The following is a 13,140-nucleotide window of genomic DNA, read 5'->3' on the forward strand; positions in this document are numbered from 1 at the left end:
ATTTTGCATTTCTATTAAATTAAATTTGTTAAAAAAAAGATAGAATTTATATGGAATCAATTTATTTCACAGAAGAACACCAATCATTTAGAAAAAGTTTACAGGAATTTTTGCAAAAAGAAGTTGTTCCTCATATTGAAAAGTGGGAAAAAACAGGAACGATTGAACGTTTTATTTGGAAAAAGTTTGGAGATATGGGTTTCTTCGGAATTTCGTATCCTGAAGCATATGGTGGTCTAAATTTAGACTTGTTTTACACAGTAATTTTTCTAGAGGAATTACAAAAAATAAAATCATCAGGTTTTGCCGCAGCAATGTGGGCACATTCTTATTTAGCGATGACGCATTTAAATGCTGAAGGTGATGAAAGAATTAAACAAGATTATTTAGCACCAAGTATCGCTGGTGAAAAAATAGGTGCTTTATGTATCAGTGAACCTTTTGGTGGTAGTGATGTTGCTGGTATGCGCACAACTGCAATTAGACAAGGTGATAAATATGTAATAAATGGTTCTAAAACCTTTATTACAAATGGTATTTACGCTGATTATTATATTGTAGCTGCAAAAACAGATCCAACTCAAGGTAATAAAGGTATTAGTATCTTTTTAGTTGATACTAAAACAGCTGGTGTTTCTGCAACTAAATTAGATAAATTAGGTTGGAGAGCGTCAGATACTGCAGAGATAGCATTTAACAATGTTGAAATTCCTGCAGAAAATCTAATGGGAGAAGAAGGTAAAGGCTTTCCATATATAATGCAGCATTTTGCATTAGAGCGTTTAATTATGGCGATCAACGGACATGCGAGAGCGGAGTATGCTATTGATTATACGATAGAATATATGTCACAACGTGAGGCTTTTGGAAAAACTATTGATAAGTTCCAAGCTTTGCGCCACACGATAGTTGAACATGCAACAGATGTGGAGCACTGCAAAGTCTTTAATTATGCTGCTGTAGCGCGTTTAGATAAAGGGGAATATGTAGTTAAAGAGGCTACAATGGCCAAATTAAAATCAACTAAGGTAGCTGACGAAACAATCTATAGTTGCTTGCAAATGTTAGGTGGATACGGTTATATGGAAGAGTATCCTTTAGCACGTCTTTTAAGAGATAGTAGATTAGGACCAATTGGTGGTGGAACATCTGAGATCTTAAAAGAGATTTTGTCAAAAATGATTATTGATAATAAAAATTACAAGCCTGCTGTAAGCTAATAACACAGTTACAAGTAGTTTATTAAATATAGAGAAGCGACAATCAATTACGATTGTCGCTTTTTTCGTTTTTGCCTTCTACTATTATTTCCGCCACTATTTCACGTTCTCCTTCTTCTAAGTTTTCAATCAATGGTTCTTGATTCCCAGTTTTTTTATTTATAAAAAATTTCGCAAATATTGGAAAATGATCAGAGCCAAAGTGCTCTAAACTTTTTAGTTCTTCGATGAAAACATCTGGAGTATGAAACATTAAATCAATAGGGAATCGTAAAAACCAATATTTAGTGTGAAAGCTCGAAATAAAACCTCGTCCTATTCTACCATCTAATGTTAAACTTGTTTTTCGAAATAGAATTGATGATTTGGCCCATGCAACGTTATTAAAATCTCCTACTACTACACAAGTATCTGAATTCTGTTTTATTTTCTTAGCTATGCTTAGAAGCTCTCCGTCGCGCTCTTTAGAATTTTCTTCTTCAGTGGGACTTGGCGGTGGCGGGTGGACTGCAAAAAAAGTAAACTTGTAATTATCTGTCGTCTCTAATTTTGCCTCAATGCTTGGTAAATCATTCGCAACGAAATAATGAACTTCATGAGAGACAATCTTTACCTTAGAATATAAGTGCATTCCATAAGTATTTCTCTGTGCTACTTTGACTCTATATTTAAAAGATGAATCAAGTGCTAAGAGTGCGCTCTCCCATTTTTCATCTGACTCCATCGTTAGGAATATATCAGGATCGTATTTATTTATTAAAGTAATAAACGAATCGTGATCGGTATTATCTTGATAGACATTGGCCGAAAGGACCTTGATCATTTTAGATGAATTATCGCAATGTTGTTTTTCTACTGACTTATAAAATGATGTATATTTATAAAGTGTAGCAATATGGATTACAATACTAACGGAAGTCAGCAGTTGCAAAACACGTATTCCAATTGAAAAATTTTCTACCGCAATGAAGCTAAAAATTAATGTACAAATTTGAAGTACAAGTATTTGGATTTTACCAAATTCGAAAAATCTGTAGAACCAGTGCGTCAATGGTAAGTACGGTAATGCACTAGCGAGAAGTAAAAGTGTTGAAATGATAATAAACCACATGCTGCTTCGATTAATTGGTAAAGTTAAATAAATATACACAATTCCTTGTTAGTTGGTATTATTATCCTACTTTTGCACACTTAAAGAAAGGGGGTGTCTATATTATGTTAATTATACCAATTAAAGACGGAGAAAATATCGATAGAGCATTAAAGCGCTATAAAAGAAAATTTGATAAAACAGGAACTGTTCGTCAACTAAGAGCACGTACTGCTTTTATTAAGCCTTCAGTATCGAATAGAATCAAAATTCAAAAAGCGGCTTATATCCAAAATATGAGAGATAACTTAGAGAGTTAATCGATTCCATTAAATTAAAATACCGTTAGTCATCAAAATTTTATAACTTTGATGCTAACGGTTTTTTTATGTCAAAAAATAAGGATGCATTTCGCGATTATCTCCAATTCGAGAAAAAATATTCATTGCATACTATAACTGCGTATTGCAACGATATTGACTCTTTTGAAATTTTCAATAAAATCAATTTCGATCAAGAAAATGTTGATCACGTTGAATACGCCCAAATAAGAAACTGGATTGTTTCATTAATAGATTCAAAGGTTTCGAATATATCTGTAAATAGAAAAATAGCTTCCCTAAAAGCGTTCTACAGGTTTTTATTAAAAACGAAGCAAATAGAAGTTAATCCGCTGCTAAAACACAAAGCCTTAAAAGTTCCTAAAACAATTCAAATTCCTTTTTCTGAAAAAGAAGTTTCCTCAGTTTTAAACCAAATGCAACTTGCAGTTGGATTTGAGGAAGTAAGGAACAAACTCGTAATTGATTTATTATATACTACAGGAATTCGAAGGGCAGAACTGATTCAATTAAAAATGGAAAATGTTGATGTATCTAATAGTATGATTAAAGTGCTAGGAAAACGCAATAAAGAAAGATTGATTCCTATTTTGCCTATTGTTATCAATCAAATAGACTTATATTTAGAAGAAAGGTCTGAGCTGCCTGACGTTGTCGATTGCGATTATTTTTTTCTCAATAAAAAAGGATTAAAATTGAATGAATCTTTTGTGTATCGTTTAATAAATACTTACTTTAGTAGTGTAACAGAAAAGGTAAAAAAAAGCCCTCATATTTTAAGGCACACCTTCGCGACACATTTGTTAAATAATGGAGCAGATTTGAATTCGGTTAAGGAATTACTAGGACATTCTAGTTTAGCCTCTACTCAAGTTTACACACATAACAGTTTAGCGGGTCTTAAAAGTGTGCATAAGGATGCTCATCCTAGAGGACGAAAATGATTTTGAAAATAAATAATAATTAAAAAAGAAAATTATGAAGGTAAGTGTTCATGCAGTTAACTTTACAGTTGACAAAAAGCTAGTAGATTTTGTTCAAATGAGATTGGATAAACTTGAAAAGTATTATGACAAAGTCGTGTCTGCAGATGTTTTCTTAAAAGTTGAAAACACTAGTGATAAAGAAAATAAAATTGCAGAGATAAAAATTAATGTTCCTGGAGATGATTTTTTAGTTAAAAAGCAATGTAAAACTTTTGAAGAAGCAATTGAACTTTCCTCAGAATCGCTAGAACGCTTGTTAGTAAAAAGAAAAGAAAAAATAAGTTCGCATATTTAATATAAATTTTTTTAAAAAAATGTTTTGATTGAGAGATAAAATCTCTACATTTGCAGTCCGTTAGAAATAGCGGACTTTTTTTATTGATAATGCCAGCGTAGCTCAGTTGGCTAGAGCAGCTGATTTGTAATCAGCAGGTCGTGGGTTCGAGTCCCTCCGCCGGCTCAAAAATTCCAATACGATTTGGAAGAGTTCATTGTTTTATTGATAAGAAAAAGGGGAGATACTCAAGCGGCCAACGAGGGCAGACTGTAAATCTGCTGTGTAAACTTCGCAGGTTCGAATCCTGCTCTCCCCACAATCAAAGAAAGTTTTAATGACTTTGAGATTCTACTTGTCTAAAACGCAGTGTGAGCCTCTAAATCTTAAACAATAAAGTCTTTACCGCCGGTGTAGCTCAGGGGTAGAGTGCTTCCTTGGTAAGGAAGAGGTCTCGGGTTCAATTCCCGACATTGGCTCAAGTAAGTAAGAATTAAAAATTAATATATAACAAGATTAAAAATTAAGTAAAATGGCAAAAGAAACCTTTAACCGTTCGAAACCACACTTAAATATTGGTACGATCGGACACGTAGATCACGGTAAAACTACTTTAACAGCAGCAATCACAAAAGTATTATCTGATGCTGGTTACTGTCAAGCAAGATCATTTGATCAAATTGATAATGCTCCTGAAGAAAAAGAAAGAGGTATTACAATTAATACATCTCACGTTGAGTATGAAACTGCTAATCGTCATTACGCTCACGTTGACTGTCCAGGTCACGCGGATTACGTAAAGAACATGGTTACAGGAGCTGCTCAAATGGATGGTGCTATTCTTGTGGTAGCTGCAACTGATGGGCCAATGCCACAAACACGTGAGCATATCCTATTAGGACGTCAAGTTGGTATTCCTAGAATGGTTGTATTCATGAATAAAGTGGATATGGTTGATGATGAGGAGTTATTAGAGCTTGTTGAAATGGAAATTAGAGACTTATTGTCTTTCTATGAATATGATGGTGACAACTGTCCAGTAATCCAAGGTTCTGCTTTAGGAGGATTGAACGGAGATGCAACGTGGGTACCAAAAATTCTTGAATTGATGGCAGCTGTTGATGCTTGGATTGAAGAACCAATCAGAGATACTGAAAAGCCTTTCTTGATGCCAGTTGAAGATGTATTTACAATTACTGGTCGTGGAACTGTTGCTACAGGTCGTATCGAAACTGGTATTGCTAATACAGGAGATTCAGTTGAAATCATTGGAATGGGAGCTGAAAAATTAACTTCTACTATTACTGGAGTTGAGATGTTCCGTAAAATCCTTGATAGAGGTGAAGCTGGAGATAACGTAGGTTTATTGTTAAGAGGTGTTGATAAAGAATCTATCAAAAGAGGAATGGTTATCATTAAGCCAGGATCAGTAAAACCACACGCTACTTTCAAAGCTGAGGTTTATATCTTGAAAAAAGAAGAAGGTGGTCGTCACACACCATTCCATAATAACTACCGTCCACAGTTCTACGTACGTACAACTGACGTAACAGGAGTTATTACTCTTCCAGAAGGAGTTGAAATGGTAATGCCAGGAGACAACTTAACTATCAATGTTGCTTTATTAAGCCCAATCGCAATGAGTGTTGGTTTACGTTTTGCTATCCGTGAAGGTGGTAGAACAGTAGGTGCTGGTCAAGTAACTGAAATTGTAGGTTAATCCTAAAAATTATATAAAGCCAGTTAGTTTTCTTAACTGAAATATAACTGGCTTTTCACTACGGGCGTAGTTCAAGGGTAGAATAGCGGTCTCCAAAACCGTTGATGGGGGTTCGAATCCCTCCGCCCGTGCAAAAAACTAATGATAATGACAAAAGTTGTAAATTATATCTCGGAAGCATTTGAAGAATTAAAGTCAAATGTAACTTGGCCAGAATGGCCTGAAGTACAACGTCTAACGATTGTTGTTGCTGTTTTTTCAATATTATTCGCCTTGGCAACTTGGGGTGTTGATGAAGTCTTTGCAAAAGCTTTAGCTGGATTTTTTAACTGGATAAAAGCTTAAATTTTTTGTTATGGCAGATAATAATGTTAAAAAGTGGTATGTCGTTAGAGCAGTAAGCGGACAAGAAAACAAAGTAAAAGCATACATCGAAACCGAAATCGCAAGATTAGAGATGACTGATTATGTTTCTCAGGTTTTAGTTCCTACTGAAAAAGTCGTTACTGTAAAGGAAGGAAAAAAAATAATCAAAGACAAGGTGTATTTTCCAGGTTATGTTATGATCGAGGCAAATCTTGTTGGAGAAATACCTCATATTATTAAATCGATAACAAGTGTTATTGGTTTTCTAGGTGAGATCAAAGGTGGTGAACCCGTTCCTTTAAGAATTTCAGAAGTAAACAGAATGTTAGGAAAAGTAGATGAGTTAGCAGTTAATACTGATACTCGTGCAATTCCTTTCAACCTTGGTGAAACAATTAAAGTTGTCGATGGACCTTTTAATGGGTTTAACGGTACTGTTGAAAAAATTAATGAAGAAAAGCGTAAACTAGAAGTAATGGTTAAAATTTTCGGAAGAAAAACTCCATTAGAGTTAAGTTTTATGCAAGTTGAAAAAGTATAATTTTTTGTTACATCTATAATATCCATTATAATCGCTTCCAATGATTATAATGTTAAATTTTTTAAAAAATGGCTAAAGAAATTAGTAAGGTAGTTAAACTACAAGTTAAGGGAGGTGCTGCGAACCCGTCGCCACCGGTTGGACCTGCTTTAGGAGCTGCTGGTGTAAACATCATGGAGTTCTGTAAGCAATTTAATGCTAGAACTCAAGATAAAGCCGGCAAAATATGCCCAGTACAAATTACTGTGTATAAAGACAAATCATTTGATTTTGTTGTAAAAACTCCTCCAGCGGCAGTCCAGTTAATGGAAGCTGCAAAGCTAAAGTCTGGATCTGGTGAGCCAAATCGTAAAAAAGTAGCTAGCGTTACTTGGGATGTTATCAAAGCAATTGCTGAAGATAAAATGGTAGATTTAAATGCATTCACAATCGAATCTGCTATGAGCATGATTGCTGGAACAGCTAGATCTATGGGTATAACTGTATCAGGAGAAGCTCCTTTTTAATTAAGAGAAAGACATGGCAAAATTGACAAAAAAGCAAAAAGAGGCTGCTTCAAAAATTGAAAAGAACAAATTATACTCTCTTAAAGATGCTGCGGCATTAATAAAAGTAGTTGCTTCTGCAAAATTTGATGAGTCTGTTGATATCGCGGTACGTTTGGGTGTAGATCCAAGAAAAGCGAATCAAATGGTTAGAGGTGTGGTTACATTACCTCATGGAACTGGTAAAGACGTTAAAGTATTAGCATTAGTTACTCCAGATAAAGAAGCGGAAGCTTTAGCAGCTGGTGCAGACTATGTTGGTCTTGACGATTACCTACAAAAAATCAAAGACGGTTGGACAGATGTTGATGTAATCATCACTATGCCTTCAGTTATGGGTAAATTAGGTCCATTAGGTCGTATTTTAGGACCTAGAGGTTTAATGCCTAACCCTAAAACAGGTACTGTAACTATGGATGTTGCAAAAGCTGTTGCAGAGGTAAAAGCTGGTAAAATCGATTTCAAAGTTGATAAAACTGGTATTGTGCATGCAGGAATTGGTAAAGTTTCTTTTGGAGCTGAACAAATCATTGACAATGCTCACGAAATTATTCAAACATTAATCAAACTTAAACCAACTGCGGCTAAAGGAACTTACATCAAAAGTATTTACCTAACTAGCACTATGAGTCCTGCAATTGCATTGGATCCTAAAGCAGTATAATTGGTAGTTAAAAATTTTTAGTATGACTAGAGAAGAAAAATCAATCGCGATTGAAGATTTAACTGCACAGTTAGCTGGTACAAATATTATTTATGTATCTGATATTTCTGGACTTAATGCAGAAGCAACTTCAAGCTTGAGAAGAGCTTGTTTCAAAGCAGGTATCACATTAGAGGTTGTTAAAAACACTTTGCTTGCAAAAGCAATGGAAGCTTCTGATAATGATTATGGTGATTTACCTTCAGTATTAACTGGAAGTAGTGCTATATTTATTTCAGACGTAGCAAATGCACCTGGAAAAATCATCAAAGATTTCCGCAAGAAATCGGACAAACCGGTTTTAAAAGGAGCTTACATCAATGCTGAAGTATATATTGGTGATGATCAATTGAATGCATTAGCAACGATCAAATCTAAAGAAGAGCTTATTGGAGAAATCATAGGATTACTTCAATCACCAGCTCAAAGAGTTATTTCTGCTCTTCAAAACCAATTCGCAAAAGGCGAAGAGGCTACAGAAGAAGTAGAAGCATAATTAAAATAGAGTTCACTCTAATTTAATTTAAACAAGCGCACAATAAATAAATTATATTTTTACAAATCATTTTAAAACGATAGAAAAAATGGCAGATTTGAAACAATTCGCAGAACAATTGGTTAACCTTACAGTTAAAGAAGTTAACGAATTAGCAACAATATTAAAAGATGAGTACGGAATCGAACCAGCTGCTGCAGCTGTAGTAGTTTCAGGTGGTGGTGAAGCTGCTGCTGAAGATGTTCAAACAGAATTTACAGTTGTATTAAAAGCAGCAGGTGCTTCTAAATTAGCTGTAGTTAAATTGGTAAAAGAACTTACAGGTTTAGGTTTGAAAGAAGCTAAAGATGTAGTAGATAGCGCACCAAGTAACGTTAAAGAAGGTGTTACGAAAGAAGAGGCTGAAGGTCTTAAAAAATCTTTAGAAGAAGCAGGAGCTGAGGTTGAACTTAAATAGTTTATCTCTCTTTTAAGAATTTAGGTTTAGGTCTTGGATGTATGTCCAAGGCCTAAACCATTTTTCGTATAATAAAATTATATTTAAGTTTTATTATAAAATAGCATAAATACAACAGGTTTTTAAATCAATACGATGAAAGAAAATATAGAAGGAGTCTCTCTTGAAGTATTTTTAAAGATGTATCGGTTATAAAAAAAAAGTATAGATTGTTTTATAAATTAAACAGTGTTTAGCACAAAAACTACTTTTTTTAATCAAAATTTCTCCATTGATGATTACAAATCAGACTGAAAGATTAAATTTTGCCTCAACAAAAAACATACCTCAATATCCAGATTTTCTAGATGTTCAGGTTAAATCGTTTAAAGATTTTTTTCAATTAGAAACTAAATCTGACGAAAGAGGCGATGAAGGGCTTTACAATACCTTCATGGAAAACTTCCCAATTACAGATACAAGAAATAACTTTGTATTGGAATTCCTTGATTATTTTGTAGATCCACCACGTTACACCATTCAAGAATGTATTGAGAGAGGTCTTACTTACAGTGTACCTTTAAAAGCAAGGTTGAAACTATATTGTACAGATCCAGAACATGAGGATTTTGAAACAATTGTTCAAGATGTATATCTTGGTACAATTCCTTACATGACGCCAAGTGGTACTTTTGTTATCAACGGTGCTGAACGTGTAGTTGTTTCTCAATTACACAGATCTCCTGGTGTTTTCTTTGGTCAATCATTCCACGCAAATGGAACAAAACTGTATTCTGCTAGGGTAATTCCTTTTAAAGGTTCTTGGATAGAATTTTCTACTGATATAAACAGCGTAATGTATGCTTATATTGATAGAAAGAAAAAACTACCTGTAACTACTTTATTCCGTGCAATCGGTTTCGAAAGAGACAAGGATATCCTTGAAATTTTTGACCTTGCTGAGGAAATTAAAGTATCTAAAACAGGTCTTAAAAAATATATCGGTAGAAAATTAGCTGCACGTGTATTGAATACATGGCATGAGGATTTCGTAGATGAAGATACTGGTGAGGTAGTTTCTATCGAACGTAACGAAATAATCCTTGATAGAGATACAATTATCGACAAAGATAATGTTGAAGAAATCATTGATTCTAACGTTAAATCTATTTTGTTACATAAGGAAGATGCTAATCAAGGTGATTACGCTATTATCCATAATACGTTACAAAAAGATCCAACAAACTCTGAAAAAGAAGCTGTTGAGCATATCTACAGACAATTGCGTAACGCAGAACCGCCTGATGAAGAAACTGCTCGTGGTATTATAGATAAATTATTCTTTTCTGATCAACGTTATAACTTAGGTGAAGTTGGTCGTTATAGAATAAATAAAAAATTAGGTTTAGATACTCCAATGGAAAAGCAAGTCTTGACCAAAGAAGATATCATAACTATCGTAAAATATTTGATCGAATTAATCAACTCTAAAGCAGAGATTGATGATATTGATCACTTATCAAACCGTCGTGTTAGAACAGTTGGAGAACAATTGTCTCAACAATTCGGTGTTGGTTTGGCTCGTATGGCTAGAACTATTCGTGAGAGAATGAACGTTAGAGATAACGAGGTGTTTACACCAATTGATTTGATTAATGCTAAAACATTATCATCAGTTATCAACTCTTTCTTTGGTACAAACCAGTTGTCACAGTTTATGGATCAAACGAATCCACTTGCTGAGATTACGCACAAGAGAAGATTATCTGCACTAGGACCAGGTGGACTTTCTAGAGAAAGAGCTGGATTTGAGGTACGTGACGTTCACTATACGCATTACGGACGTTTATGTCCAATTGAAACTCCAGAGGGACCAAACATTGGTTTGATTTCATCTCTTGGTGTTTATGCTAAAGTAAACGGAATGGGTTTCATTGAAACACCTTACCGTAAAGTAACTAATGGAACTGTAGATTTAGAGTCTACTCCAATTTACTTAAGCGCAGAAGAAGAAGAAGGAATGATGATTGCTCAGGCAAATATTCCTATGGACGCTACAGGAAAAATTACATCTGAAGACGTAATTGCACGTCAAGAAGGAGATTTCCCTGTAATTGAGCCTACAAGAGTTGATTATACCGATGTAGCTCCAAATCAAATTGCTTCTATCTCAGCTTCGTTAATTCCTTTCTTGGAACATGATGATGCGAATAGAGCCTTGATGGGATCTAACATGATGCGTCAGGCCGTACCATTAATTCGTCCTGAAGCGCCAATCGTTGGAACTGGTTTAGAGCGTCAAGTTGCTTCTGATTCTAGAGTATTGATAAATGCTGAAGGAGATGGAGTTATTGAATATGTTGATGCTAATATCATAACTATCAAATACGACCGTACTGAGGAAGAAAGAATGGTTAGTTTTGAATCTGATGAGAAAACATACAATCTAATTAAATTTAGAAAAACCAATCAAGGAACAAGTATCAACCTTAAACCGATCGTAAGAAAAGGGGATAGAGTGGTTCTTGGTCAAGTATTATCTGAAGGATATGCTACTCAAAATGGTGAATTGGCTTTAGGTCGTAACTTGAAAGTGGCATTTATGCCATGGAAAGGATACAACTTTGAGGATGCAATTGTAATTTCTGAGAAAGTAGTTCGTGACGATATTTTCACCTCTATTCACGTTGATGATTATTCATTAGAAGTGAGAGATACTAAATTAGGTAACGAAGAATTAACGAACGATATACCGAACGTTTCTGAAGAAGCTACTAAAGATTTAGATGAAAATGGTATGATTAGAATTGGAGCAGAGGTTAAACCTGGCGACATTCTTATCGGAAAAATTACTCCAAAAGGAGAATCAGACCCTACTCCTGAAGAGAAATTGCTTCGTGCAATCTTCGGGGACAAAGCAGGTGATGTAAAAGATGCTTCATTAAAAGCTTCTCCTTCTTTACATGGTGTTGTTTTAGACAAAAAATTGTTCGCAAGAGCAGTAAAAGATAAACGTAAACGTACACAAGATAAAGATGCTTTGGGCGCTTTAGAAATGGAATTTGAAACTAAATTTGTTGAATTAAAAGACAAATTAGTAGAGAAGCTTTTCGTAATTGTGAACGGTAAAACCTCTCAAGGTGTAATGAATGATTTGGGTGAAGAAGTTTTACCAAAAGGTAAAAAATATACTCAAAAAATGCTTTATGCAGTTGAAGATTTTGCTCACTTAAGTAAAGGTCAATGGGTTGCTGATGATGCAACTAACAAAATGGTTAATGATTTAATTCATAACTATAAAATTAAATTGAACGATTTACAAGGTGCATTACGTAGAGAGAAATTCACAATTACTGTTGGTGATGAATTACCAGCTGGAATTTTGAAACTTGCTAAAGTTTATATTGCCAAAAAACGTAAGTTGAAAGTTGGGGATAAAATGGCAGGACGTCACGGTAACAAAGGTATTGTTGCTCGTATTGTTCGTCATGAAGATATGCCTTTCCTTGAAGATGGAACGCCAGTTGATATTGTGTTGAACCCACTTGGGGTACCTTCACGTATGAATATTGGTCAAATTTATGAAACGGTATTAGGTTGGGCTGGACAGAACTTGGGTAGAAAATTTGCTACTCCAATTTTTGATGGTGCTTCTTTAGACCAAATTAATGAATTGACTGACGAAGCTGGAATACCACGTTTTGGACATACTTACCTTTATGACGGTGGTACTGGAGAACGTTTCCACCAAGCAGCAACAGTTGGAGTTATCTACATGTTGAAACTTGGACATATGGTTGATGATAAGATGCACGCCCGTTCTATCGGACCTTACTCTTTGATTACGCAACAACCACTTGGAGGTAAAGCACAATTTGGAGGTCAACGTTTTGGAGAGATGGAAGTTTGGGCACTTGAAGCTTATGGAGCGTCAAGTACTTTACGTGAAATCTTAACTGTTAAATCGGATGACGTTATTGGTAGAGCTAAAACTTACGAAGCTATCGTTAAGGGAGAGTCAATGCCAGAACCAGGTTTACCAGAATCATTCAATGTATTGATGCACGAATTGAAAGGTCTTGGACTTGATATTCGTTTAGAAGAATAAATTTTAAGTATTCAGTGTTCTGTTTTTAGTTTTCAGTTATTAATTGACCGCTAAATACTGAACACTGAACACTTGTTTTAATTAGTTTTCGAGATTTATACCCGTAAACCGTTCCGATTTTTTATAGAAATTAAATTTTTATAATTAGCGCTTCAAATTAGTTTGGAGTTTAGAGAAGTAACTCGAGGTGTTTTAATAGTCTAAAAGCGCGATTTTATGAAGGTTTAAAGTCATTCTTGAATTTTTACTTTCAATTTTCAAACTTTCGATTATAATAAAAATCAATTTTTTAATTGCAAATAAATCAATAGTAA

13 protein-coding genes and 4 tRNA genes are annotated in these 13,140 nt (G+C 34.5%); 16 read left to right on the forward strand and 1 reads right to left on the reverse strand.

The window, feature by feature from the left end; translation table 11 throughout:
• Positions 1 to 50 precede the first annotated feature (50 nt).
• Positions 51 to 1,220, forward strand: a complete 1,170-nt coding sequence (locus RCH19_RS01945; protein WP_343021803.1) for an acyl-CoA dehydrogenase family protein — start codon at positions 51 to 53, stop codon at positions 1,218 to 1,220.
• A gap of 43 nt (positions 1,221 to 1,263) precedes the next feature.
• Here the strand turns inward: RCH19_RS01945 and RCH19_RS01950 are convergent, their stop codons facing one another.
• Positions 1,264 to 2,331: an endonuclease/exonuclease/phosphatase family protein gene (locus RCH19_RS01950; RefSeq protein ID WP_343021804.1), complete on the reverse strand. Its 1,068-nt coding sequence runs from the start codon at positions 2,329 to 2,331 to the stop codon at positions 1,264 to 1,266.
• Positions 2,332 to 2,435: 104 nt separating this feature from the next.
• Here RCH19_RS01950 and rpsU point away from each other — a divergent pair, with 104 nt between their 5' ends.
• The 15 genes from rpsU to rpoB all read left to right on the forward strand — a co-directional run bounded on the left by rpsU (position 2,436) and on the right by rpoB (position 12,826).
• The gene (rpsU, locus tag RCH19_RS01955; RefSeq protein WP_121925837.1) at positions 2,436 to 2,630 is read left to right on the forward strand and encodes a 30S ribosomal protein S21; all 195 of its coding nucleotides are present in this window, start codon (positions 2,436 to 2,438) and stop codon (positions 2,628 to 2,630) included.
• A 68-nt stretch (positions 2,631 to 2,698) separates the two neighbouring features.
• Positions 2,699 to 3,595 carry a tyrosine-type recombinase/integrase gene (locus tag RCH19_RS01960; RefSeq protein ID WP_343021805.1) on the forward strand — a complete coding sequence of 299 codons (897 nt, stop codon included), beginning with the start codon at positions 2,699 to 2,701 and terminating at the stop codon, positions 3,593 to 3,595.
• Between the two features lie 34 nt (positions 3,596 to 3,629).
• On the forward strand, positions 3,630 to 3,932 hold the full coding sequence (raiA, locus tag RCH19_RS01965) for a ribosome-associated translation inhibitor RaiA (RefSeq protein WP_121925839.1): 303 nt from the start codon (positions 3,630 to 3,632) through the stop codon (positions 3,930 to 3,932).
• 91 nt (positions 3,933 to 4,023) lie between these two features.
• Positions 4,024 to 4,097 (forward strand) — tRNA-Thr (locus RCH19_RS01970).
• A gap of 52 nt (positions 4,098 to 4,149) precedes the next feature.
• Positions 4,150 to 4,230: transfer RNA gene (locus RCH19_RS01975), tRNA-Tyr, on the forward strand.
• An 88-nt stretch (positions 4,231 to 4,318) separates the two neighbouring features.
• Positions 4,319 to 4,390: transfer RNA gene (locus RCH19_RS01980), tRNA-Thr, on the forward strand.
• Between the two features lie 53 nt (positions 4,391 to 4,443).
• Positions 4,444 to 5,631, forward strand: a complete 1,188-nt coding sequence (gene tuf, locus RCH19_RS01985; RefSeq protein WP_121925840.1) for an elongation factor Tu — start codon at positions 4,444 to 4,446, stop codon at positions 5,629 to 5,631.
• A gap of 60 nt (positions 5,632 to 5,691) precedes the next feature.
• Positions 5,692 to 5,762: transfer RNA gene (locus tag RCH19_RS01990), tRNA-Trp, on the forward strand.
• Positions 5,763 to 5,778: 16 nt separating this feature from the next.
• Positions 5,779 to 5,976, forward strand: coding sequence for a preprotein translocase subunit SecE (gene secE / locus RCH19_RS01995; RefSeq protein ID WP_121925841.1), 198 nt, complete (start codon positions 5,779 to 5,781; stop codon positions 5,974 to 5,976).
• A 10-nt stretch (positions 5,977 to 5,986) separates the two neighbouring features.
• On the forward strand, positions 5,987 to 6,538 hold the full coding sequence (gene nusG, locus RCH19_RS02000; protein WP_121925842.1) for a transcription termination/antitermination protein NusG: 552 nt from the start codon (positions 5,987 to 5,989) through the stop codon (positions 6,536 to 6,538).
• Positions 6,539 to 6,606: 68 nt separating this feature from the next.
• A complete protein-coding gene (gene rplK / locus RCH19_RS02005; protein ID WP_121925843.1) occupies positions 6,607 to 7,044 on the forward strand; it encodes a 50S ribosomal protein L11 in 438 nt (145 codons plus the stop codon).
• 13 nt (positions 7,045 to 7,057) lie between these two features.
• On the forward strand, positions 7,058 to 7,747 hold the full coding sequence (rplA, locus tag RCH19_RS02010) for a 50S ribosomal protein L1 (RefSeq protein WP_121925844.1): 690 nt from the start codon (positions 7,058 to 7,060) through the stop codon (positions 7,745 to 7,747).
• 22 nt (positions 7,748 to 7,769) lie between these two features.
• Positions 7,770 to 8,282 carry a 50S ribosomal protein L10 gene (gene rplJ / locus RCH19_RS02015; RefSeq protein WP_343021806.1) on the forward strand — a complete coding sequence of 171 codons (513 nt, stop codon included), beginning with the start codon at positions 7,770 to 7,772 and terminating at the stop codon, positions 8,280 to 8,282.
• Between the two features lie 88 nt (positions 8,283 to 8,370).
• On the forward strand, positions 8,371 to 8,739 hold the full coding sequence (rplL, locus tag RCH19_RS02020) for a 50S ribosomal protein L7/L12 (protein WP_072993142.1): 369 nt from the start codon (positions 8,371 to 8,373) through the stop codon (positions 8,737 to 8,739).
• 274 nt (positions 8,740 to 9,013) lie between these two features.
• On the forward strand, positions 9,014 to 12,826 hold the full coding sequence (gene rpoB / locus RCH19_RS02025) for a DNA-directed RNA polymerase subunit beta (RefSeq protein ID WP_121925846.1): 3,813 nt from the start codon (positions 9,014 to 9,016) through the stop codon (positions 12,824 to 12,826).
• The last annotated feature ends 314 nt before the right edge of the window (positions 12,827 to 13,140 follow it).

It is taken from the genome of Flavobacterium sp. PL12, from assembly GCF_039123485.1.
Taxonomy (GTDB): domain Bacteria; phylum Bacteroidota; class Bacteroidia; order Flavobacteriales; family Flavobacteriaceae; genus Flavobacterium; species Flavobacterium weaverense.